Origin of the sequence: uncultured Microbulbifer sp. (assembly GCF_947498635.1) — a bacterium.
Lineage (GTDB): Bacteria > Pseudomonadota > Gammaproteobacteria > Pseudomonadales > Cellvibrionaceae > Microbulbifer > Microbulbifer echini.
The window spans coordinates 209,431-233,366 of record NZ_CANMKV010000001.1; the positions used below are offsets into that span (position 1 = coordinate 209,431).

Below are 23,936 nucleotides of genomic sequence, written 5' to 3' on the forward strand. Positions count from 1 at the left end.
TCAAGTAATCTGTCGAACCTCCTTTTAAAGAACTTCTAAATGATTATTCTGAAATTAGTGGACTTTACAAATTTTTACTCTGCTTTACCGACCTTAGTTAAGTCCTAGGGTCATACTGGGGCACCCACTTTCGCAGGATAATTACAATGAATTTTTACTTAATCCCCCCTATTGCCGCAGCCCTGATGATTAGCGGCTGTAATTCAACCCCAGTGGTTCCCACAACAGAATCCTTTGTAACCCAGATCGGCGAACTGGGCCATAAACGCTTTACCTATAAAGCTACTCTGGGCCCTGATCGCCCTTCCGGCCAGAAGCCCCGGAGAGCCCCCCCTGGTGGTACCCCAGAGGGAAGTCGTAAAGGTGGGAAGCCTAGTGGAGGGAAACCCGGCGCAGAAAAACCCAGCGGTAATAAACCCAATACCGGAGAAATTAGAAAAATCGCAATGGAGAGAATGGAATTTCTGCTCCATGAAAGCAGTTTCTGTCCCAATGGGTGGTTCCTGATAGAGCAGACTATCGATCAAAACCGGGCAGAAATCCTCGGTGAATGCCGAGCAGAATCGCCCTAATAACAGTGCAGATCCTTAACTGCGGTTAGCATTGGCTTCATGACGAAGAATCCTCCTCTCCCTGGATAGCCGGTGATTACATTCTTCTGTATAGCTATTCGACATCCATGTCTTATCGCACCCCGAGAGGAGGGATATCCTCTCCCCACTTCTTTGGGCCTCCCGAGAAATACCAACCGTTTCGCTTATCCGTATGGATATTCGATGAGCGATCTAGCTGTCTGAATGGTCATTTTTCAGCAAGAAATCGGCATGGAAGCGCAAGTGCTCTTCGATAAAAGAGGCAATAAAGTAATAACTGTGGTCATAGCCCCCGTGGTGCTCAAACCGGATCGGATAGCCACAAACTTCCGCTGCCATCTGCAAGGCTTCCGGTCGCAACTGCTGTTCCAAAAACTCATCCTTATCACCCTGCGATACCAGTATGGGACGGTGATTTATGGCTCGCCCCACCAATACCGAAGCATCGTACTCTTCCCAGTGAGTGGTTTCCGCACCCAAATATGCACCCAAAGCCTTCTCTCCCCAGGGACAGGCAATCGGATTACAGATTGGACTAAAGGCAGAAATAGACGTATAGCGCTCAGGGTTTCTCAAGCCAATAACCAGTGCGCCGTGCCCACCCATGGAGTGACCGCTGATCGCACGACGCTGATTCACAGGAAAATTTCCCTCAATCAATGCCGGCAACTCCTCCACAATGTAGTCATACATTCGATAGTGCTGCTTCCAGGGGTCCTGGGTCGCATTGACATAAAATCCCGCACCCTGCCCCAGGTCGTAGGAAGGATCATCTGCAACATCCTCGCCACGGGGACTGGTATCCGGCACCACCAATACAATACCCAACTCTGCGGCCATGCGCTGGGCGCCGGCTTTCTGGCTAAAGTTGGCATCGGTACAAGTCAGGCCCGACAACCAATAGAGCACCGGGAAATGGTGTCCCTGTTCGCTATCCGCCCCCTGAGGTAAATAAACCGAGAAATGCATGGAGCAATTCAACGTGGAGGAGTGGTGCCGGTATTGCTGCTGCTGCCCGCTAAAAGACCGCACACTGCTAATAAGCTCAATAGACATAAGTTAATCCGCTCAGACTTTCTCGTAGTGAATTACGCTGCGAATACTCTTGCCTTTATGCATCAAGTCAAAAGCCTCATTAATTTTTTCCAGCGGCATAGTGTGGGTAATAAAATCATCCAATTTAAATTTCCCAGCCAAATAGCGCTCCACATAGTCCGGCAGCTCAGAACGGCCTTTCACTCCGCCAAAAGCGGTGCCACGCCATACCCTGCCAGTTACCAATTGGAAAGGGCGCGTACTAATTTCCTGACCCGCACCGGCAACGCCAATAATCACAGATTCACCCCACCCCTTATGACAGCACTCCAGGGCGGAACGCATCACATCAACATTGCCGATACACTCAAAAGAATAATCCACCCCACCATCGGTAAGATCGACGATCACTTCCTGTATAGGCTGCTCATAATTCTTGGGGTTGATACATTCAGTTGCGCCGAGCTTTTTTGCCAGCTCAAATTTATTCTCATTGATATCGATACCAATAATACGCTCTGCCCCGGCCATTTTGGCCCCAATAATAGCTGACAGCCCGATACCACCTAAGCCAAAAATAGCCACAGTAGAGCCCGCTTCTACCTTTGCAGTATTAATCACGGCTCCCATACCGGTGGTGACGCCACAACCCAGCAGGCAAACTTCCTCAAGTGGTGCTTCGGGATTAATCTTCGCCAAAGAAATTTCCGGTAACACCGTATACTCAGAAAAGGTGGAGGTGCCCATGTAGTGATAAATGGGTTTTCCATTAATAGAGAAACGGGTGCTGCCATCCGGCATCAGCCCCTTCCCCTGAGTCGCGCGAATTTTTTGGCAGAGGTTGGTTTTGCCCGACAGACAAAATTTGCATTCGCCACATTCGGGGGTATAGAGCGGTATTACATGGTCCCCGACGACTAAACCGGTTACCCCCTCACCTACCGATTCCACAACGCCCGCCCCTTCATGCCCAAGGATTGCGGGAAATACCCCTTCCGGGTCCTCTCCTGACAGGGTAAAAGCATCCGTGTGGCACACCCCAGTGGCCATCAGCCGGATACGCACCTCGCCTTTTTGCGGGGGCATCACTTCTACTTCCTCGATAGAAAGCGGCTCACCCGCTTCCCAGGCCACAGCGGCTTTACAGCGAATCGTCTCTGCACCCATGGTGTTATTCCTTATCAACGCTTGTTAAATTCAACAGAAGCCCAGCATAGCCCGCCAATATTGGCGAGGCAAAATACAGGCCTCTTGAGAGACAAACCGGCGCCAATTTTTCGCCGGAAAAAATCCGGTAGAGAAAGGAAAAGGGACCTTGAACAGTACCAAACAGATACCCGCTCACTAGAGGCACAGAGAACTGACGTAGAGGTAAACTCAGCGGTACTAGCGCTGCTGTTTTCGCCACTGTAGCGGAGAGCGGCCGTGCACGGTGCGGAAGGCTTTGGAAAAAGCACTCGTGTCAGTGTATCCAAGACTTGCCGAAAGCAAACCAATTCCGATATTGGAAGCACGCAGATGCCAGCGGGCAGTCTCCATACGCGCTTCCAGCAAGAGCTGCTTAAAAGAGGTTCCGGCTGCGCGCAAATGCCGCTGTAAAGTTCGCACTGGGGTGTCCACCAGCTGCGCAACCTGGGCCAGGCTATGCTGCTGGGCGCCTAGGGTCTGCAGTATTAACGTGTGCACCTGCCCTGCGACATCCCCCCGGTGCTCCAAGAGTAGAGCCCGGGTAAACTCTTCAAAGTATTGCACAAGGCTCTCACTTGGTGCTTTGAGAGGCCGCTGTAACAGCTCTACTTCAAACACAAGGCAATCATATTCCTGAGCAAACAATACCTCAGCTTCAAAATACTCGTGGTAACGTTGCGGTGGGGAGAGAGGGGGATGACGAATGTGCACCTGGCGCGGACGAATATCTTCCCCCGCTAATTCCCGAAATAACCGGCAGGCAGCGCCCAGGGCCAGCTCACTATATTGTTCGCTACCTTTGACCCCATCACTGTGACTGACTCGGCGGGCAATCAGGCAACCGTTCCCCTCGGCTAAGCGCCAGTGATCCGCTTGATTATGCAGCACCATATAACGATGGCTTGCCCCCAGTGCAGCATCCAGGTTTTCTTCTCCAAGCAATAATTTACCCAGCACACCGAGCATCCGCAGTCCCTGCATTTCAGCGAGCCGCAGTCCGAAGTCACTGCAATTTAATTCGCACACACACAAGTTCAGTAAATCGACGAGGGTGGCAAGAGGAATCAGGATATCGGGTCGACGCACACAATCTACAGGTAGGCCTACCGCGGCGAGCAAGCGAGCCGGAGACCCTCCCAGTTGGGGCACCAGAGTATTGAAACCCGCAAGAGTACCGCTGCGAATTTCATAAGTGGGGTTCATTGATCCTGCTCCGGATTCAGCCGCTACTTCAGCAGTCGCTATATTGGGATACCGGGCCGCGCCAAACTGGGCATTTGCAGCCAATACGCGATGATAAAAGAAATTAGATAAGTTAGACGGGGCTATAGTAACAGGCCGAACCTATTCGAGTAACACATGCGACGGCGGAGACTTGCATCTCCGCCGAAGAGAAAATGCCATCTACAGTACGGTATTTACATCCGATAGGTTCTGAAATTTCAGCCGATTTTTTTGACAAACTTCGTCAAAATGACGATCCGCTGCCCTTCCACACGTCCCTCAATGTGCTCTGGATTATCCGTCAGGCTAATTCCCCGCACCGCGGTACCACGCTTGGCAACCAGACTTGAACCCTTCACATCCAGGTCCTTGATAATGGTCACATTATCCCCAGCCTGCAGCTGCACACCATTGCTGTCGCGATGCACTAGAACATCGCCCGCTTCCGGTAAGGCACCAGCCTGTGCCCAGCTGAGTTGATCATCATCCAGATATAACATGTCAAACAGGTCTTGGGCCCAGGTTTCCGAGGACAATCGCTTGAGCAGGCGCCATGCCAGCACCTGCACCGCTGGCTCTTGGCTCCACATACTGTCAGAGAGACACTGCCAGTGGGCACTGTCGAGCTGAGAAGGATCGCTCAACTGGTCTCGACAGGTCTGACATAACAACACCTGAGCTTGCGCCTGTACTGAGGATTCCGGTACTTCGTAAACCTGCAGGTTACCCTGAGATTGACAAAGCTCACATTGACCACCACTGCGCTGAAGCAGCTGTTCCTGACTGACCGCCATGAATTACCTCAAAAAGTGCGGAGTATACGCGCTCACTCATGAGTTCGCGTCCCCCACACCACTTGCCCGGCTTTCAGAAAGGATCTATAGGGTATCAGCCTGCTGTGAAGCAGGCCTGGAAGAGGCTGTTAAAATTTGGGGCGCATTGGCAGATCCCCGTTATGGCAAACCTCTTTTAGGGCCCATAAAATTTGGTATAAGCCCCATCAAATGGGGCTTTAGACATTCAATGATGCGCCGAGACTGCCGAGGCGAAGTGACCGCCCTGCTTGCTGGCGATCGCCGAGGTGATATCTCCAAGGCTCAGGATGCCCACCATGCGCTTCTCACTATTCAGAACGGGCATACGCCGAAGCAATTGCTGTTCCATTTTGTGTACGGCAGACAGCAGATCATCCTCCTCCCAGCACCACTCAATACCCTCGGTCATGACATCGCGGGCAGTCAAAGAAGAAAGATTTCCTCCCTGCACCACGCCACGACACACAATATCCCGGTCGGTGACCATACCTACCAAACGATCATTCTCACCGATGGGTACCGCACCGATATCCTCATCGCGCAGAATCTTCGCCAATTCCTGCAATGAGGTATCTGGTGTACACCAGGTTGCTCCCTGATGCATCGCCTGTTTCACTTTCATCGTTGACCTCTACCATTTGCGGAAAGTTGAACAGCCGATGGCGGAAAAATCCGCCATCGGCAAAATAGATCAATGCACTTCGATACGCTTTCTCTGCGGGGGGTGCCCCTCGTGTCTGGGCACCGTCAAAGTCAAGATGCCATCTTTAAAATTCGCATCGATTTCATCTTCACGAACGTCCTCGCCTAAATTGAAACTGCGCAAGAACTTACCGTAGCGACGCTCCTGGCGTAACACGTGGCCATCCTTCTCTTTCTTGATTTCCCGGTGCACCTCCGCTTCAAGGGTCAATACGCCATTCTCCAGGGTGATATTGATGTCATTTTTTCCGACACCTGGCAATTCAGCACTGATTTCATACCTATTCTTGCGCTCGCTCACATCAATGCGCGGAGAGAAAAAACCCTCTCTCTCAGTGCCAATAGCACGACCGGGCGACAACATTTGTTCAAACATGTTATCCAGATCCAGTAGGGAACCTCTGGGTATCAGACTCATACTTACAACCTCCGTCTACCGCTATGTCGCAAGAGGCGCAAGCAAGACCCTAGGGCCCGGCTCACGCCTCTCACATCTTGCCTTCATTCTAGGTAATTTCGCGTCACTCGGTAGGAATATGTGCCTAGAAAAACCATCACAAACCACATAAAAGAGCCTTCCAATATTTAAATTTTATATATGGAGGCCGGCAGAAATTAACCTAAAACGTTTTCACCTCTCCCGAATTAGCCACCTATAAAAACCAGAAAATACAATAATTCCATTCAGTATTTATCCGCTTGATCGTAGGTGGCGCCAAATTTAACTAGGATAGGAGGGAGTAATAAATGAGGATACGCTCATGGCTTTAGCTTGGGTCCTTGTCGCCAATCAATCACAAGCCCGGATTTTCGAAGCACAAAAACGCGCGGGAAACCTCCATGAAATTCAAGCCCTTCTCCACCCGGAATCCCGCTTATCTGGGCGGGACATTGACAGTGATGCTCCCGGGCGCAGCTTTGACAGTCATGGTCAGGGCCGCCATGCGATGGGAAATTTCGCCAACATGCACCGCCGTAGTGGTGAAAACTTTGCTCGGGAAATCGCTCACACTCTGGAACGGGGACGTCAGGAGGGCCGCTTTGAGAAACTGTATATAGTGGCCGAGCCCTACATGGTAGGCAGTTTGCGCGATGCTCTTAAAACACCAACGCGGGCCACTGTAGCCGGAGAAACGGGAAAAAACCTAGTCGACAGCCAGCCAGATGAAATTCGCGCACAGCTACCAATTTGGCTCTAATAAAAAAATACGGCTATAAAGCTGGAGAAAACAGGGGCTGAGTGGTCAGCCCCTGCACCTTCAAGAGAAACTCACAGGGAAAACTTTCTTAGAATAGCCGTCAATTACAATGATCAGAAATACTGAAAATTTGAGCACTTACACCTTGTTAGCGTCGCTCAGTAACTTTCCAATAAGCTGGTCCTTGTCCCGCCAAAGATTGTAAACCCAGCTATTAAATTCGGCGCGAAATACCTGGTCATTCATATAATCAGCACTGAAATATTTCTCTGGGATACGAACCTGCTCAATGCGGACAATTACCCGCTTGACTTTGCCGGCCAGGAAATCTGAAAAAGTTGGAATACCATCTGGGTAAACAATAGTGACATTCAATAAGCGGTTAAGCTGCTCCCCCATGCTCTGCATGGCAAAGGCAATACCACCAGACTTGGGCTTGAGCAAATAATTGAATGGAGAGCCTTGCTTGTCATGCTTTTCCTGAGTAAATCGTGTCCCTTCAAGAAAGTTCATAATACTTGTAGGTATTAGTTTGAAGCGTTCACAAGCCTTTTTGGTAGCCTCCAGATCTTTGCCACGCATTTCCGGATGTTTTTTTAGGAATGCCTTGGTGTAACGCTTCATAAATGGAAAGTCTAGCGCCCACCAACAAATCCCCATAACCGGAACCCTGATCAGCTCCTGCTTGATAAAAAATTTCAGGAAGGGAATTTTCCGATTAAAAATAGATTGCAAGACAAAGATATCAACCCAACTCTGGTGATTGGACGTCACTAAGTACCAACCCTGCTTTTCAAGATCATCCCCCCCCTGAATATCCCACTGAGTTTTCTGGGTGAGTTTCATCCAGCCTTTATTTAGGGTTATCCAGCCTTCGGCAATTGCCATGAAAATGGAGGTATATATTTTTCGCAATACGGCAAATGGGAAAATCACTCGCAGCACCACAAAAAATAAAATTGGGATAAAACAAAGGATTGTACTGATAAACAACAGTACCGAAGCCAACATCAACAACACAACGGAGGGAAGAAAATTTAACATCTTGTGCTTCTAAATTTTGTAGTAAAAAGAGGCCTTTTACTGTGCACTTGAGCTATCAACACGAGAACACAGTATCTTATTCTTGTTCGAAGTCTCTATTGATAGCCAACCTAAAGATTGGCTATCTCAATCATCATGGCTGTATACATTTTTAAATTCAGCCGAAACTGTTCAACCGTAATAAATTCATGCTCGGAATGCCCTGTATAAGCAGCGCCAGGCATAGAGGGTCCAAAACTGACCGCATTAGGTAGCAACTTGGCATTGGTCGAGCCACCAATGGATACGGGCTCAGCTTTTTCCATACCGGTAAAGTGGCGAAAAACCTGTAATAGTGGCTGTACATGGGGTGCATCATCCACGCGGTAGGGTGTTCCCAGGGAAATAGCCGTATCAGCCAGAGCAATATCCGTGCGCTCCTGCCAGCTGGCTAGAGCCGTACGAATCTCTTTTTCCAGCTGTGGGGCCGTCTTGCCCGTAGGGCGGCGCAAGTTGAGATAACTGGTCAGACCGGAGTCTGTCTCTTTCACCATGGTAACAGCCGCCGTCATGGGGCCCATAAATTCATCGCTGTAGGCGATATCTCCAAACTGCTCGGCAAAGATACCCGTACCCACCAGGTCATTCAGGTAACGCACCGTCGCGCCCGCCGCATTGTTCGGCCACTGATGCACACTGAGCACATCCGCCAGATAAGCGACCGCATTGACCCCATGTTCTGGTTCTGAGCTATGGGTGGCTACACCGCGGGCAGAGATCACCAGTTTGTCATCCCGTTCAGTAAATTCAAACACGGCGGTTTTGTGTGTGGCCGATCGTGCACGAATGGCTGCGAGTAACTCTGAAGTGGCGTTGGCCAACACCGCAGAGGCCTCATCCGGTACCTGGCTGCGAAAGTAACCACCGGAGAAATTTTCAAGGTAGGGCTTATCAAAACCTTTCGGCAAGACACCCTTAGTACTGACCTGTACCTCGCTCCAGCCCTTTTCCGCAGTCACCACCGGGTAGTTGGCGTCAATAGTGATGTTATAAGTGGGAGTGGGGTAGGTTTTCAGGAAGTCCTTGAGAGGCTCCCAATCAGACTCTTCTGCTAAATAGACCAGAAGCTCAACCCTGCGCTTCATCGGCACTCCACGGTCTTTGATCGCTTTCATTGCGTAGAGGGCTGTGGCTATTGGGCCCTTATCATCCTCACTGCCACGAGCAATCAATTTGCCCGGTTCGCTTTCTGCATCCAGGACAAAGGGGCTTTTCTGCCACTTGGCAGGGTTGGCCGGCTGGACATCACCATGGGTAACAATCCCCACTTTTTCTGAGCCCTCACCCAGGGCGATCACCACGACATGACCAAAATCTTGATACGCCAATCCCAGGGCCTGGGCCTTGCTTCGCAAGGCATTCTTAAAACCTGTAAATTCGGGATTGCTAGCCAAAGGTAGATCTTCGCGGGCCACTGTCTCGAAACGCACCAGGCTAGCCAGGGTTTCAGTCATGGCCGTTTCATATTTACTGACCGCATAGTCAGCAGCCTCCTGAGCCCGAGGAGAAACCCCCGCGGCAACAGTCGCAGACAGGGATGCAAAAAAGAGTAGCGATAAAAGAGCCTGTCGTAGCGTCATAAGATCCCCGGGCAAATAAAAGTGCCATTGTACATCCGCGGCCAGTAGCATGACTCACCTTTTCATCCCAGTCCCCGTAGTGATTTTCGCCAGCTCTGGCGTCCTAAGCCACACGTACGCGAATATACGGCTGCTAAACTCATAATCTGGTCTTGGCTAGCGGCAGCACATACTTGCGCCGAATTACCCGTCAATACGGATATTTTCAGGCGGATAATAAACGGCAATCACAGCTTACAGACTCACGAGTGAAAAGAGCCCAGCCATGTCAGCGAGCAACTCCCAGCTGGGCGGCATCATTTCTGGATTGCTCAATATTGTGCATATCGCGAGACGGGAGTAACGCATGGGGACCACCAACGGCAAACATTTCCATCGCAAGCAGTGGCTGAGTGTGCAACAGGCAGTAAGCCACCTCAGCGCCCTGGCGGAAGAACCCCTAACCAGCACCCACCTCGCTGACTTGGCCGAAGAAAAGCTTCTCGACCTCTATTGGTATCGCCCGGGGCAAAAGCTGACCTTTCTTAACCGCCAGGGGCAGAGGGAACTGGTTGAACCCTTGCGCTTGTGCACAGATAACCGCAGTGACTGGCGCGCAGTGGTCGGGATACTCCGCCACAGCCCCGCCCTACCCGCCTATGAGCAGGATACTCCTTTACTTGAAGATACCGAGGGAAACCGCCTGCGTATTAGTTTTGACTATCATCAGCGCCCAGAACCATTCAGCGGCCGCTGGTATCCCAGCTTGGCAGAGTTGGTATTGAAACGCAGCGACCTGGAGCGACTGGAACCTCGACTGTTTTCCAGCCCAGAAAGCGATGACAAACTCGAGCGCCAGTTATTGCTCAATGTTATCTGGCAGCTTGAACAGCTAGCCCTGGATGGAGAACATCATTCCACCAGCTGGCTGGCCGAGCAATTGGCACAGCGTTCTTCAGCACTGGATCGGGGTGCCTGCGAGCGAATACTCCAGGCCGCAGAGCGCGAGGGGAGCCAAAACCGCGCGCACTAATAAAAAAGGACTTACTCTATGAGCGGCGCTCACTTCAGCCTTTTTTGAACCCCCTTCCAAAGATTCCCTCCAGCCATTGGTCATAGGCTGTAAAAACGATACCCTAGCGCCAATGAATACTGTGCTAACCGGCCGGATATAGAAAGGGGCCCTTTCGGGCTTCCCTGTTCTCTTCAGGATTCCAGGTCCATTGTGGACACTGAGGCTTTTTGATGGCCTCTGGGGAAGATTTCTCTCACCGGGCCGGTGTGTAAAGAGCTTCTGGAGGTGAGGTACAGCGTGAAGGCCCGCAATAATCAAACCCATTACGGCTGGGTCGCCATTATCCTGCACTGGCTGATGGCACCGGCAATTATCGGTCTTTTTGTACTCGGATGGTGGATGCGCCAGCTGTCCTATTATGACCCCTGGTATCAGCAGGCTCCCAATATCCACAAAGGCATCGGTATCTTGTTGCTAGTCGCCTTGGTGCTGCGCCTGCTGTGGCGGACGATAAATACAATTCCAAGAGACGAACCGAATATCCCACGCTGGCAGGCACTAGCTGCCAGCGCCACTCACGCCCTGATCTACCTACTGCTTTTCGCCATAACGCTGTCGGGATACCTGATCTCTACTGCCGATGGGCGCGCCATTGATGTTTTTGGTTGGTTTAGCGTGGCGGCCACCATCCAGGGGATTCCCAACCAGGAAGACCTTGCCGGCAGCCTACATGAAATCCTGGCCTGGTCACTTATCGTCCTTGTGAGCCTCCATACCCTGGCAGCCCTCAAGCACCACTTTATTGACCGGGATGCCACCCTGCGCAAAATGCTAGGTCTACCCATTAGCCCCTTTCGCTCCGAAGAGCAAAACATTAACACAACCACAAAAAAGGAAACCTCCACATGAAGAAGCTCACCGCTTTTCTGTTCGCCATCCTGATGGGCACAACTGCCCATGCTGCAGAATACAAAATTGACACCAAAGGCGCTCATGCGTTTGTGCAGTTTCGCATTAAGCACCTGGGCTACAGCTGGCTGTATGGCCGCTTTGATGATTTCAACGGTTCATTTTTCTATGATGACAAAACGCCAGAAAAATCTACCGTCAACGTTAATATCGATGTAACCAGCCTCAACAGTAACCACGCCGAGCGTGACAAACACCTGCGCGGCACCGACTTTCTTTATACAGAAAAATTTCCTACCGCAACGTTCAAGAGCACCAGCTTTGAACCCCAGGAAGGTGGTAAAGCCCTACTAAAAGGTGAGCTGACCCTACGCGGAGTCACCAAGCCTGTAACCATTGATGTCACCAACATTGGCGGTGGTAAGGACCCTTGGGGCGGTTATCGCCAAGGCTTTAGTGGTACCACGGAATTTGACCTAAAGGATTTCGGTATTGATTACAATCTGGGCCCGGCCTCCCAAAAAGTTGAAATGATTCTGGATATTGAAGGTGTTCGTATTTGAGCCGCCTAAAATAAGATAATTTCATTGGGGCTCGACTCCATAAAGATCGGGCCCCTACTTACGCTGATCGTAAAAGTATGTGCATAGCACCGTAAATACCCAAGTTACAGGCTATCGCAACTCCGCCAGCGAAGCTGACAACAAACGCTCATTGACCAGCAGGGTAAAAACTGTACAACAGGAACTCCACCTGGCAGAAAATGTCGCTAATTTGGCATTTTTCAGCGCCTACAAATCCATTAAATTAGTACCAAGTAAACGATCTTGCCGATTTCCACTCGGAGCCACTAAATACCGCCCCATTCAGCTGCAAAAAATGACTCCATTAAGAAATCGCAGCTGCCAATCTCACAGATGAGGAAGAGACCACTCTTGACTATCGTTTCAGGGCCCAAAAAGACCGATTAGCAGACACAAAGTTATAACTAGCTCACACTAAGTAAGCACGAACTATTACAGTACTTTTGACGACAGTTGAGTTTTTCAGTGAAAATAGCAACTATGGGCAATAGTGATTGCATTCGCTCCAAGGTTAAGTATCAAACAGCCTCCAATTTGCGATACCTGCAGGTAAGCACTTGCTTTCCCAATAAGGCTAACGACACGGCTTGACTGTCAGCGACATAGAAATATAGCCGGGACGAGTTTTGGCTAAGAGTATGTTGGGATTAGTGTATTGTCGCCCAGATCAATAAGCCCATCGGTGAACAGTGAATCAGCGCCGAAATGGCGAGAAGCTCCAGCACAGCGCCCGGAGTCATCCGGAGTAAAAGGACAAAATAATGGCTTGCTTACAGCATCCAGATAGGGACCAACCCGTATACCTGATGGCACACCACACCATAGGCCGTCGCCAGGGTGCCGTGGATACCCGTATTACCAGCGCGGAGATTTCCGGCATCCACTCAGCTATCCAGTGGACCGGCACCCATTGGAATATTCGCGATCTCAGCCGCAATGGGACCTGGCTGAACGGACAGCAACTCGTCCCCGCCAAAAGCTACCCATTACAAACGGGTGACACAATCTGCTTCGGCCGAGTCAATAACCCAGCTTGGATTGTTGAGAATCTCGATGCCCCAGAGAACCTGCTGATCGACCTGCAGACCGGCGAAGCCCAACCCCTCGAACAATACCACCTGCTGCCGGATGAAAGTGAACCCCTCGCCAGCTTGCATTTCAGCCCCGTCACCGCCCAGTGGCAGTACGAGTTCACCAGTAATTCCGCCGAGGGCGAAAAGAAGCTGGTCAACCACGGAGACCGCATCGACTGCGGCCTGCACAGCTGGCAACTGTTCCTCGCTGACAACCAGGGCGCCACCAAAGAGCTCTCCTTGCAGCAGCTTTCAATTACGGATTTCGGCCTGCGCTTTTCAGTAAGCTCCCATGAAGAGCATGTGCAGCTGCAACTACAACGAGAAGGCATGAAACAGACCCTGCCGGCTCGCATCCACAACTACTTGCTGCTTTATCTCGCGCGGGCTCGCTTCCGCGATATGCAAAGCGGCATGGATACTGATTCGCAAGGCTGGGTTTCCATCCAGGTTGCCACCCATGAACTGGGCATCACCGTCAACCACCTGAATACACAGATCTTCCGGGCGCGCAAGCAGATCTCAGAGTCACTGCCGGATGCCGTCGATACGTCAAATTTGGTGGAAAGACGCTCCTGGGAGATTCGCCTGGGGTGCCCCCAGTTTGAAATCTATAAAGGCACTCAGCTGGAGGCAAAAACTGAGAGTCTCGAGGTAGAGCCTTAGGGCATCTACGTAAAGCTTTAGTGGCTGCTAGCCATAATGGGGTGGATCTGTGCCTATTGCTCAAGATGTGGTAGGTGTAGGCCACCTGTAAAACCCAAGCCACTTCCAGGGAAATCTCAATAGACTCAGAATTTTATGCCCTAAATGACTAACTCGTAGATCAAGCCTCTATTATTGAATACTCAAGCACGATTGGAATATCTGAAATAGGCCCCTCTCAGATAAATACTGCTGCAGATAGTAATTCATAAAGTCTACTCCCGCTGAGTCAGCGACTAAGCGATGGGTAGCAGGCTCACTGAATTGCGGGTTTATGCAACCGATAGCAATCCAAAAGATATGGAATAACGTGAACCATTTCCTCTGAGGGGGGGACAGATGGGTTCATGAAAATGTACTATCAGGTAGAATCCCCTATCCATCCGAAAAGAACGAAATACAATGGACGTAGTTGCGCTGGAGAAAACTGAGGTATACCAAGGTCGCTATCGGGTAGAGCGCACCCTGGGCGCCGGGGGTATGGGTGTTGTTTACCTGGCTGAAGACGTAAAGCTGGGGCGAAAGGTCGCCATCAAGCAGTTGCGCTCCGATATGACCGGTAACTCCGCCGAAGCCCGCTTTCGCAGTGAAGCACAATTATTAGCCAGACTGAACCACCCGAACATTGTACGTTTGTACGATGTCTTGGAGAAAGAGCATAATATAGCCCTGGTTATGGAACTGGTTGAAGGTGTTACTCTTAAAGAGTGGATGCGCGAACGCACTACTACTTTATCAGAGAAACTTGACCTGCTAATGCAGATCTGCCAGGGGCTCAGCAAAGCTCACGGCTTGGGGATTATCCACCGGGATTTAAAACCCGAGAATATCCTGGTCACCAATGATGGCGTAGCCAAAATCACGGATTTCGGAATCGCCAAAGACCTCGACTGCGACCAGCAACTAACAAGAGAAGACCATATTGCTGGTAGCGTGCAGGCTATGTCTCCTGAACAATTGCAGGGAAATACCCTCGATCCGCGCAGCGACCTATTCAGCCTTGGCAGTATTGCTTATGAACTGCTTTGCGATAGCAAGCCATTTGAGCGCGGTGACAAGAGTCCCCTGGCCTTTGCCCAGCAAATAACCAGTAAACCTCATATTCCACCACAACAAGCCTGGCCCGAGATCCCCAAGCCTCTCACAGCTCTATTGGATAGGTTGCTATCTAAACGCCCTGAGCTTCGCCCTGAATCCGCCTCTGCTGTTTTTGAGGCCCTGGAACTTGTCCGAAAACATGGTATTGATGCCAGCACACAGCAATATTCTGAGACAGTGACCCAGCTACTGATTAAGCCTCGTAAAAAACGCAGGCAAATTATTTCGGTTTTCATGGGGCTCGCGCTAATAGGAATTTTCACTTTTTGGGGGTGGCGAACTTTTTTACAGCTGCCCCCTCAATATATAGCTGTTCTCCCAGTGGAAATAAACGGGGCGGTAAGGGGTGAAGAAAATGCTGAGATGCTAGTCAAAGCCATGGTTCGCCAGGCCCTTTTAGGTGCCCCAACTCAGCTTAAGTCAAGTGCCTTGGTGAGCTATTCAGCACTAAAAAATGCCAGCCATGAGGAACAGCTAAAGAATTTGCAAAATAAAGGCGTTACGGATGCCTTATTAGCACGCCTTGACTGTATGCAGCTACGTTGCAATATTGAGCTCCAAAGAATAAACCCTTCGGACAACCAAATTCAATATCAAACTAGTTTTGTGTTCCTTAGCGATAAAAGACAAGAAGCCCAATACACTATCGGCAATAGCGTGGTAGAGCTTTTCTCTAAAAATTACCGAAAAAAACCCAACCAAGAAGTCAGAATGGATAATGGAGATTACAATCGCTACTTGACTGTTCTTTATAAAATTGATGGTGATGAAGCCGTCAGCTCCTCTGACTTAGAAGTACTGAAAGAGTTAATTGGTACATACCCCCAAAATACAAATCTATATTCAGCTTATGCAAAAGCATCAGCAGCCTTATTTACTGTAACTAATGACAATAGGCTTCTTTCTGGGGCTCTAGGGGTTCTTGTTAGCGCTGAGGGCTTCGCAAGCAATCAAACAGCCATCCTAGAGGCCAAACTGTTAATAAAATCTTTAGGTACAGACCGAAAAGGCTTTGAGTCCATATTGAAAAAGCTCCAAACTCAAGGACATCCTTCAGCACACCTCCTAATTCAATTTTCCCGTTTTCAATATTTACATGGCCGCCACGAAGAAAGCTTGATTTATGCACAAGAAGCAGCCGCACTAAACCCCTCATTCAACAATTTTTATTACATCGCAATTAATGAGATAGCCTTAGGTAACTATGATTCAGCAAGGATCACCCTAAACAAGATGATAAAAACCTACCCTGAAAGATGGAAGGCGTACAATCTCCTGGGGGTTATTGAGCTTGAAACAGGAAACCTAAATGAAGCTGAAAGAGCAATAACCTCAATTCCTGAAAAGCTGCGTGACTGGCCCACAAAATCCAACTTGGGAACTATTTATTTCCTTAAGGGTAATTACAAAGAAGCACTCAATTCACACAAATCACTTTATAAAGATTCGCCAAATAACCTAACGGCGATTTACCACCTTGCTGAAACATACTTAGTATTACAGAATAAAGCTAAAGCCTCTGAATATTTCAGCAAAATAATAGACCTCACAACTGAAAGCCAAGATATTTTAGCTCGAAGATATCGAGCCGAAGCCCTTGCGTATACAGGGAAAACTTCAGCTTCAATCTCCTTAATAAAAGAATTACTAAGAGATGCTCCAGACAGTACCAATATAATGCGTTCAGCAGCTCTGGTTTATACACTTGCTGAAGAATGGCAATCTGCAAGTTATCACTTGGAACAGCTCATAGAACAAGGGCTGAGTCCAGAGTGGTTTTCCCTACCCGTTTTTAAACGTCTCTGTACTCAACCACAAACCGCAGAAGCAGTAGTAGAAACTATCTGCTCTTAGGGAAGAGGGCTAACGACAGCATATGGATCACCAGAAACAAAGTGCATTCCCGTTTCAGCATCTACACACATCCATAAAAATGAAAAATTATCAGGAATAAGTTCTTTATCTGCAATCTTAATAACTAGCTTTGTAAAGTCCCCATCTACTTCTTTGGCACGGGCACGAAACTGGTGACGAAAGTCTGGGCTTAGAGCAATGATGCCATCCAGCTTGTGATTTTGGCGATAGCGCACAAATTCTAGGTCGCGACCAGAAACTTCTGACAGATCCAGGGTTATTTTCAGCGTCGCCACCCCACCCTTGCGAATATTGAAACGCATATTGCCAAAATGTTCTTCCGGGTTATCGGCATTAAATAGCGGCCAGTACTGCGGCTCACCATCTTTTTGCTCTCTCGGTCTTAAAACCAGATCCAGTTTCAACCCTTCTTTAGGAACCTCGCACTCCAGTACGGGTAAGTCGGCACAATCGCTCATCGTTCATCCCCTTGTAAGCATTTGTTATTTGGCGTCACCAAAAGACGTTTTATCTTGTGTAGAATACGTCTGTGACTGTGTCATCATAACCAGTTCGGCTTTTAAAAAAAGCCGGCAGTATACATACTACCGGCCCGAAATGATGGTCCCAACCATCGACGGTTACAACAACACTATCAAGAGCAAAATTTGGCATCCGTGCCCCGGGCAAGCTCATCCAAAAGTTCCGACTAAGACTCTGCACCGGTCGGTTCCAGCTTGTCCGCTCAGCTTACGCTGATTCTTTCCATCCCCCGCACCTCCGACAGCGCGAGAAAATTAAATCCATCCAAAATATGTTGTGGGGGCTGCCCATCCATGGCAGGGAAACTGCTTTCACAAACTCCCGTACCCCCTCAACTGGATGCTACTTTACGGATTTGAGAATTACAGATCTATCACGGCCAATTACAAGGAATTACACGCCAACCGTTTCATCCCTCAATTTAGGCTGCTAGAGTCACCAAATAACAAAAAATATGATCTAGTGAGGATACGATGGAAGCGAAACTCGAAGATGTAAAAATTCTCTCACCCCGCCGCAACAGTACTGAGGCCACTAACATTGAGGAGCTTGCACGGGAGCAACTACAGCATTTTTGTATTGATTCGGAGTCAGAGCACGGACGCTTGCTAGAGCAAACGGCCGCACTTCTGTATCGGGCCCAGGGCAATTTGAGCCAATTGTGGGGACAGGTCACTGAAACCCTAAAGCACTTAGATAAATCCGATAAAATCGCCTACTTTAATGCCAAACGATTTATGAGCTTCCAGCTAGCGAAGTTGTTAGATACATTACAAAACCCATTGCGGGCCAGCTTTCAAAGCCTGCAGGGAGACGATTTCAATATCACCACCCGCGGTGGCTATCCACTGTTCGATAATATCCCGGCAATTTTTTCTGCAACACCAGTAATTGCGCGTACCGCCACCTATATCTATGCCTGCACCGAGTGGGTCGACGACGCCTTCCGCGGCCGCGAGCCCAGCCACGATATCTACTCACGCCTGCTCAACCCCACGTCCATCTCCCTGGCCAATGCCATTGTAGACCTGGAGTGCGGACCGGCAGCCAATGAATATATGGCCTGGAACTTTAATTCAGGCATGGCTGCGATTGACGCACTACTTTCCAATCAGCTGCGCCGCGACGATATTTTGATCGTTTCACGAAATATCTACGGCGGTGTACACCAGCTATTACAAGACTTTTATGCACGCACCGATAAACTGGCCATCCAACTGGTGTGGTTTGATGGCACTAGCGGCGAGGACTTCAAGAAATTATTAAACGAAACTCAACGCGACTTCACCAGTGCTCTTGCGGCGGGCGTCAAGATTCATACCTATATCGAATCCCCCTGTAATCCCCACGGTATCATGCTAGATGTGCCGGCCATCTGTAAGGCCGCCCATCAGGAAAATATTCTAGTCAGCCTGGATGCCACCCTGGCCACACCCTTCCTCTATCAACCCTTACGCCGCGAAGACCGCGAGGAACGACCAGATTTTGTGGTGCACTCCTACACCAAAGATATCGGCGGCACCGGCGCCGCAACCGCGGGTGTGGTAATTGGGGAAAATTATCGTATGTTTATCCCCAAAGGAGACAGCGCCAAGGGCCTCAATTGGGACCAGTGCATGTTCTGGGATGTGTATTATATCAAAGGTGCTTTTTTGGATGCGGATAAGGCCTGGGAGGTGCACTGCGGTATGCGTACCCTGGAAATGCGTATGCTCACCAAATGCGTTAATACGTTGAGCCTCAGCCATTTCTTCGCCAGCCACCACAAAATCCGTGTAAATAGCCACGCGGTGCAAAGTCACCCAAACGCCAAGATGCGCGAATCCCTGTTGCGCTACCAATTCCCCACGCCTCTATTCAGTATCGACATGGAGGCAGCACAGATCCCAACTCAAGCTTTCAAGCGTTTCTTTGATGCGCTGGAGCCTGCCTTTGGCCAGATGGTCAGTCTGGGACAGACCAATACCATGGTGCTCTGCCCCGCGCTCACCTCTCACTCCGAGCTCTCGCCCCAAGCTATGGAGGCGGCGGGAATCTTCCCAACCACTATTCGCATCTCTGTAGGCGATGAAAATATGGCCCAATTGGCAGCCCATGTGATCAATTGCGCACGCCTGCACCTGGACCCGGTCAGTCCCGGATTTAGTGAGGGCTTTATATCCCCACAAGAAGCGGATGACTTATTCACCAATTTCTACCTAGAGTCACACCGGAAAGTGATAGAGGCACAGCCAAAAATTACCGACTACCTTTAAGAGACCCACTTACAAGTTGGGGCGCAGCGGTTATCCTTCACCGCGCCCCGCTTGTTGCACTACCCTATATCCCGTAGTATCACCGTTTCTGTCCATAATTTAATCAAACAAAAATGCCGAATTTTTCCGCCCGACTTCTGGCCTGGGTGCTCTGCTGTTTCTCCACACTGGCACTGGCCCAGGGCTACGAGAAGCTCTACAGCGATTACCGTGGCAGCTTGTATCAAATACGCCTCATCGAAAAATCCTCCAACTCGAAAGCCGGTCTCGGCTCGGGATTCCAGATTTCTGCCGATGGCCTGCTCGCCACCAACTACCACGTTGTCGCCCAGGCGGTCAGTGACCCCGATAAATATATACTGGAATATCTCTCTACCGACGGCACCAAGGGCACACTCGAGCTCTTAGATATCGACGTCGTCAATGACCTGGCCCTGTTGCGCCAGGACAAACCGGGGAAAGAATATCTACAACTCGCTACAGAGACTCCGAAAAAGGGCGAAACTATTGTGTCTCTCGGCAATCCTCTGGACCTGGGGATGACCCTGATTCCCGGCACATATAATGGTATTGCCGGCGGCAGCTTTTATGATCGCATTCATTTCGCCGGTTCCATCAACCCCGGGATGAGCGGGGGCCCAGCCATCAATACCCGCGGCCAGGTGGTGGGTATTAACGTCGCCACTGCAGGGAATCAGGTAAGCTTTCTGGTGCCAGTGGATAAACTCACTACCCTGGTAAAACATTTCCAACAGCGCAATGTGGCACTGGATCTCCAGGAAGTAACCTACCAGCAGTTACGCGAAAACCAGCAGCGTATTATCGATTCCATACTCGAGGCGGATTGGCAACGCCGCTCTCTAGGCGAAGCCAAAGTCGTCGGAGAAATTGTGCCTGCCATCAAGTGCTGGGGTAACAGCGAGGAAAATAGCGATAACCCGATCAAGCGCATCGATAAAGGTTGTACGGGGCAGGATGTGATTTTTCTCTCCGATGAGTTCAATACCGGCCGGGTGGAATACGAATTTTTTTGGCTTGAAGCCAAAGACTTGTTACCCGCGCGTTTCTACGCGGAATACGAGCATCAGATGAGTACCTTTTATCCCGGCAATAGTGCTGGAGAAGAAGACGTCACTAATTTCCGCTGCCGCCAAAATTTCACCTCCCAACCCCGCAATGGCAACGGCCCCCTATCAAAACCAGAACGCAGTAAAAAGCCCCTGATCAGTCGCACCAGTTACTGTGTAAGGCGCTATAAAAACTTTCCCGATCTTTACGATATCTTTTTCCTAAGCCTCAGCGTGGACCAGAAAAATCGCGCGCTGGTCAGCCACTTCACCCTATCCGGCTTCACCCGGGAGTCCGCCGACGCCTTTGCCGAGAAGTTCACGAGTGAGATCCAATGGCACTAATAATTGAAGAACTCAACCGTGCTCACCGGGTACAGATGCGCTACCGCATGGATGGCGACAAATTCACCCTGGGGCGCGCCTACAACAATGATGCCATTCTTGAGGATATACACGCGGATGGTCGGCACGCGGAGATTCGCCGGGATGACAGCGGCAATTACACACTGCACGATTTGAATTCCGTGAATGGCAGCCAGCTGCTGGGTAACCTCAAAGATCGATCGGTGAAACCTGGAGAAATATCCTCCCACCAGATTGCCTCCGGAGATCTTATTCAATGTGGCAAATCGCGGTTACGGGTATTCAATTGTGATGACCACGTAGCCGAAGCTACCCCCCTGCACTCACTGGAAAACCTCTTTTCCAGTATGTCTCGGCCTTTATATGCCGCTCTTCTGGTACTCGCCGTAGCACTCTCCACCGTACTACTCAGTTATCTGGGGTATGCGCGCACTTACCAGTGGACTATTGCGCTCAATATTTTGGCAAGTGCAATTATTGGCTTGGTCATTTATGCGGGGATCTGGGCCTTTATAGGCCGAGTGGTACGCCATGAAACGCACTTTTTTGCCCACCTCTCTATCGCTGCGATTGGCGCACTCAGTTACGCCGTGTGGGAGTGGTTCGGCAGCGTACTGAATTACAATTTCGCCATCGGCGATACCATGGAGATCCTGGATTTTCTCGTGCTCGCCATCATATTGCCGGCCATGCTCTGGTGCGCCTGCTACTTGGCCACTAACCTAGGCCGTGCCTGGCGCTGGGCTGTCGCTCTGGTGTTGCCGATCGGATTCCTGGGGCTCAGTTTGGTTGAAACCATTGGTGGGATCGATGATTTCAGTGAGACCCCAGAGATCTCCACCGAACTCAAGTACGATAATATGCTGTTGCGTAAGCCTGTGCCCATGCAGGAATTTATTGCCGGCTCAGCGACAGTATTTGATATTCCTATTGAAAAAGACGATTCAGAAGAAACAGAGAGCAGGGACGGCTCTTCCGCAGAAGACGACAGTCCAGAGGTAGAACAGTGAACACATCGTTTTGGAGCCCGGGTCTGGAACAACTGGAACCCTATACTCCCGGTGAACAGCCCAGTGGCAAAACCCTAATCAAGCTCAACACCAATGAAAACCCCTATCCCGCCTCACCCCAGGCGTTGACGCTCTTGGCACAAAGGGACTTTGCCGATGCCCTGCGTCGCTACCCCGATCCTGAATCCTGTGCACTGCGTACGGCAATTGCCGAGCGCTACGACCTCAGCGACACACAGGTTTTTGTCGGTAATGGTTCAGATGAAGTCCTGGCGTTGAGCTTCTACAGTTTTTTCCGCCGCGCAGAGCCCCTGCTGTTTCCCGATATCACCTACAGTTTCTACCCCGTGTACTGCCAGCTGTTCGAAATAAAATCCCGCTGCATACCACTCTTGGAAGACTTCAGTCTCGATATAGAAGAGTTCTCAGGGGCTGCTGGGGGGATTATCATCCCCAACCCCAACGCGCCCACCGGGCGCTATCTATCCCTCGATAGAGTGGAAGCATTGCTGCAGTTGCAACCTGAGCGGGTAGTGATAATCGATGAGGCCTACATCGATTTCGGTGGAGAAAGTGCCACCCAGCTAATCGACCGCTACCCCAACTTACTGGTCATTCATACCCTGTCGAAATCCTATGCCCTGGCTGGCCTACGCCTGGGCTTCGCCATGGGACAGGAACATTTGATTGAAGGGCTGCTGCGCGCCAAGAACTCTTTTAACTCCTACCCCATTGACGCAATCGCCCAAGAAGTGGCAACGGCAGCCATTCGCGACCGCACTTGGCACGCGGACAATTGTGGCAAAGTGGCCGCCACACGCCGCCGCACTGAAAAAGCCCTACTGGAGCTAGGCTTCGACACAATTCCCTCCACGGCGAATTTTATCCTGGCAAAACCACCGGCCCCTGGTGCAGAGGCCCTCTATCACGCCCTGCGTGAACGGGGCATTCTTGTGCGGTATTTCAACAAGCCTCGTATCAGTGACTATCTGCGAATCTCCATCGGCACCGATGACGACATGGACCAGTTGATACGGAACTGCAAAGAGATACTTGCGTCACAGAGCTAGTACACTGTCTGTCTATACTCGTCGGGTCCACGCATTGCGTGACCTGACCACCAAGACTTACCGGTAACTAGAGATTTATGCCTCTCTTTTATAAACGCCCCGAACGGCTCACTGGCCCCAGGATATTCACCCGCGCACTGGTTTTCGCCACTGCTGCCCTGAGCGCTTTCGCCCAGGCCAATCCCTGGGAGAAGAGTGACAGCCCCAGCGCCCAAGACTCTGCCAGTATCGGCACCTACACCAACGGCTGCCTTGCCGGGGGGGAAACGCTGCCCCTGCGTGGAGATGGCTACCAACTCGTGCGCACTGGCCGCGATCGACACTTCGCGCATGCAAATACCATCGCCTTCCTGAAGGACTTCTCCCAAAATGTCGCGCAAAGTGATCTCGGTAGGATACAGATCGGCGATATGTCCATGGCGCGCGGTGGTCCCTTTGGCAGCGGAGGGCACAGCAGCCATCAGACCGGACTGGATATAGATATCTGGTACTCGCAGGACCAACGCGCCGCAGAGCGTCCTCTCACAGAGTGGGAGCGCGATAATATCTCCGCCATCCCCCTGGCAGATGCGCGCCAACACCGCCTGATCAAAGAGAATTGGGACAACCGGGTCCCAAAGATTCTGCGTATGGCTGCCGAAGACCAGCGTGTCGAACGCATTTTCGTACACCCCACCATCAAACAGCACCTGTGTGCGATCTCTGGTACTGATAATGCGTGGTTGCGCAAAGTACGCCCCTGGTGGGGGCACAATTATCACTTCCATGTGCGCCTCACCTGCCCGGAAGGTAGTCGCCACTGCAAACCACAGGCCCCGGTGCGTACCGCTCCCTGCGGCAACGATCTGGACTGGTGGTTTAGCGACGAATTCTACGCAATACTGAACGGCACAAAGACCAAGCCGACAAAACCCAAACCCAAGACGATGCCGCAACAGTGCCAGCAGGTATTACTGGCACCTCCAGCCGGTACCACGACGGAATAACTC

The 23,936-nt window shown here is 50.6% G+C and carries 21 protein-coding genes; 12 read left to right on the forward strand and 9 right to left on the reverse strand.

What is annotated here, in order from left to right:
* The first annotated feature begins 146 nt into the window (after positions 1-146).
* Positions 147-572, forward strand: coding sequence for a hypothetical protein (locus Q1A69_RS00930; protein WP_299579682.1), 426 nt, complete (start codon positions 147-149; stop codon positions 570-572).
* 213 nt (positions 573-785) lie between these two features.
* Here Q1A69_RS00930 and fghA read toward each other — a convergent pair whose 3' ends face one another.
* The 6 genes from fghA to Q1A69_RS00960 form a co-directional block, all read right to left on the reverse strand.
* Positions 786-1,643, reverse strand: a complete 858-nt coding sequence (gene fghA / locus Q1A69_RS00935; RefSeq protein WP_299579852.1) for an S-formylglutathione hydrolase — start codon at positions 1,641-1,643, stop codon at positions 786-788.
* A gap of 18 nt (positions 1,644-1,661) precedes the next feature.
* Positions 1,662-2,795: an S-(hydroxymethyl)glutathione dehydrogenase/class III alcohol dehydrogenase gene (locus Q1A69_RS00940; RefSeq protein WP_299579685.1), complete on the reverse strand. Its 1,134-nt coding sequence runs from the start codon at positions 2,793-2,795 to the stop codon at positions 1,662-1,664.
* A 219-nt stretch (positions 2,796-3,014) separates the two neighbouring features.
* Entirely contained in the window at positions 3,015-4,019 is a 1,005-nt protein-coding gene (locus tag Q1A69_RS00945; protein ID WP_299579688.1) for an AraC family transcriptional regulator, read from the reverse strand.
* A 239-nt stretch (positions 4,020-4,258) separates the two neighbouring features.
* On the reverse strand, positions 4,259-4,834 hold the full coding sequence (locus Q1A69_RS00950; protein ID WP_299579691.1) for an alkylphosphonate utilization protein: 576 nt from the start codon (positions 4,832-4,834) through the stop codon (positions 4,259-4,261).
* Between the two features lie 226 nt (positions 4,835-5,060).
* Entirely contained in the window at positions 5,061-5,477 is a 417-nt protein-coding gene (locus Q1A69_RS00955) for a CBS domain-containing protein (RefSeq protein ID WP_299579694.1), read from the reverse strand.
* Between the two features lie 69 nt (positions 5,478-5,546).
* On the reverse strand, positions 5,547-5,975 hold the full coding sequence (locus Q1A69_RS00960) for an Hsp20/alpha crystallin family protein (protein WP_299579697.1): 429 nt from the start codon (positions 5,973-5,975) through the stop codon (positions 5,547-5,549).
* Positions 5,976-6,318: 343 nt separating this feature from the next.
* Between Q1A69_RS00960 and Q1A69_RS00965 the strand changes: the two genes are divergently transcribed.
* Complete coding sequence (locus tag Q1A69_RS00965; RefSeq protein WP_299579700.1) at positions 6,319-6,756, forward strand: host attachment protein; 438 nt, start codon at positions 6,319-6,321, stop codon at positions 6,754-6,756.
* Positions 6,757-6,894: 138 nt separating this feature from the next.
* Here Q1A69_RS00965 and Q1A69_RS00970 read toward each other — a convergent pair whose 3' ends face one another.
* Together Q1A69_RS00970 and Q1A69_RS00975 are read right to left on the reverse strand one after the other, a co-directional pair.
* Positions 6,895-7,800 (reverse strand): acyltransferase, encoded by a 906-nt coding sequence (locus Q1A69_RS00970; protein ID WP_299579703.1) that lies wholly within the window; start codon positions 7,798-7,800, stop codon positions 6,895-6,897.
* A gap of 110 nt (positions 7,801-7,910) precedes the next feature.
* Positions 7,911-9,419, reverse strand: coding sequence for a dipeptidase (locus Q1A69_RS00975; protein ID WP_299579706.1), 1,509 nt, complete (start codon positions 9,417-9,419; stop codon positions 7,911-7,913).
* A gap of 346 nt (positions 9,420-9,765) precedes the next feature.
* On the opposite strand from Q1A69_RS00975, the gene Q1A69_RS00980 reads away from it, so the two are divergent.
* From Q1A69_RS00980 to Q1A69_RS01000, 5 genes are all read left to right on the forward strand, one after another.
* Entirely contained in the window at positions 9,766-10,431 is a 666-nt protein-coding gene (locus Q1A69_RS00980; RefSeq protein ID WP_299579709.1) for a hypothetical protein, read from the forward strand.
* Positions 10,432-10,710: 279 nt separating this feature from the next.
* Positions 10,711-11,322 (forward strand): cytochrome b, encoded by a 612-nt coding sequence (locus Q1A69_RS00985; protein WP_366525537.1) that lies wholly within the window; start codon positions 10,711-10,713, stop codon positions 11,320-11,322.
* On the forward strand, positions 11,319-11,885 hold the full coding sequence (locus tag Q1A69_RS00990) for a YceI family protein (RefSeq protein WP_299579715.1): 567 nt from the start codon (positions 11,319-11,321) through the stop codon (positions 11,883-11,885). Before Q1A69_RS00985 ends, Q1A69_RS00990 begins: the two co-directional genes overlap by 4 nt.
* A 782-nt stretch (positions 11,886-12,667) precedes the next feature.
* Positions 12,668-13,645, forward strand: a complete 978-nt coding sequence (locus Q1A69_RS00995) for an FHA domain-containing protein (protein ID WP_299579718.1) — start codon at positions 12,668-12,670, stop codon at positions 13,643-13,645.
* A gap of 441 nt (positions 13,646-14,086) precedes the next feature.
* Entirely contained in the window at positions 14,087-16,636 is a 2,550-nt protein-coding gene (locus tag Q1A69_RS01000; RefSeq protein ID WP_299579721.1) for a serine/threonine-protein kinase, read from the forward strand.
* Here Q1A69_RS01000 and Q1A69_RS01005 read toward each other — a convergent pair.
* A complete protein-coding gene (locus Q1A69_RS01005; RefSeq protein ID WP_299579724.1) occupies positions 16,633-17,115 on the reverse strand; it encodes a hypothetical protein in 483 nt (160 codons plus the stop codon). The two genes, Q1A69_RS01000 and Q1A69_RS01005, sit on opposite strands and share 4 nt — an antisense overlap.
* A 537-nt stretch (positions 17,116-17,652) precedes the next feature.
* On the opposite strand from Q1A69_RS01005, the gene Q1A69_RS01010 reads away from it, so the two are divergent.
* The 5 genes from Q1A69_RS01010 to mepA all read left to right on the forward strand — a co-directional run bounded on the left by Q1A69_RS01010 (position 17,653) and on the right by mepA (position 23,933).
* The gene (locus tag Q1A69_RS01010) at positions 17,653-19,434 is read left to right on the forward strand and encodes a PLP-dependent transferase (RefSeq protein WP_299579727.1); all 1,782 of its coding nucleotides are present in this window, start codon (positions 17,653-17,655) and stop codon (positions 19,432-19,434) included.
* 113 nt (positions 19,435-19,547) lie between these two features.
* Positions 19,548-20,846 carry a serine protease gene (locus tag Q1A69_RS01015; protein WP_299579730.1) on the forward strand — a complete coding sequence of 433 codons (1,299 nt, stop codon included), beginning with the start codon at positions 19,548-19,550 and terminating at the stop codon, positions 20,844-20,846.
* Positions 20,837-21,877: an FHA domain-containing protein gene (locus Q1A69_RS01020; protein ID WP_299579733.1), complete on the forward strand. Its 1,041-nt coding sequence runs from the start codon at positions 20,837-20,839 to the stop codon at positions 21,875-21,877. Before Q1A69_RS01015 ends, Q1A69_RS01020 begins: the two co-directional genes overlap by 10 nt.
* On the forward strand, positions 21,874-22,947 hold the full coding sequence (gene hisC, locus Q1A69_RS01025) for a histidinol-phosphate transaminase (RefSeq protein ID WP_299579736.1): 1,074 nt from the start codon (positions 21,874-21,876) through the stop codon (positions 22,945-22,947). Before Q1A69_RS01020 ends, hisC begins: the two co-directional genes overlap by 4 nt.
* Before the next feature lie 77 nt (positions 22,948-23,024).
* Entirely contained in the window at positions 23,025-23,933 is a 909-nt protein-coding gene (gene mepA / locus Q1A69_RS01030) for a penicillin-insensitive murein endopeptidase (protein ID WP_299579739.1), read from the forward strand.
* The last annotated feature ends 3 nt before the right edge of the window (positions 23,934-23,936 follow it).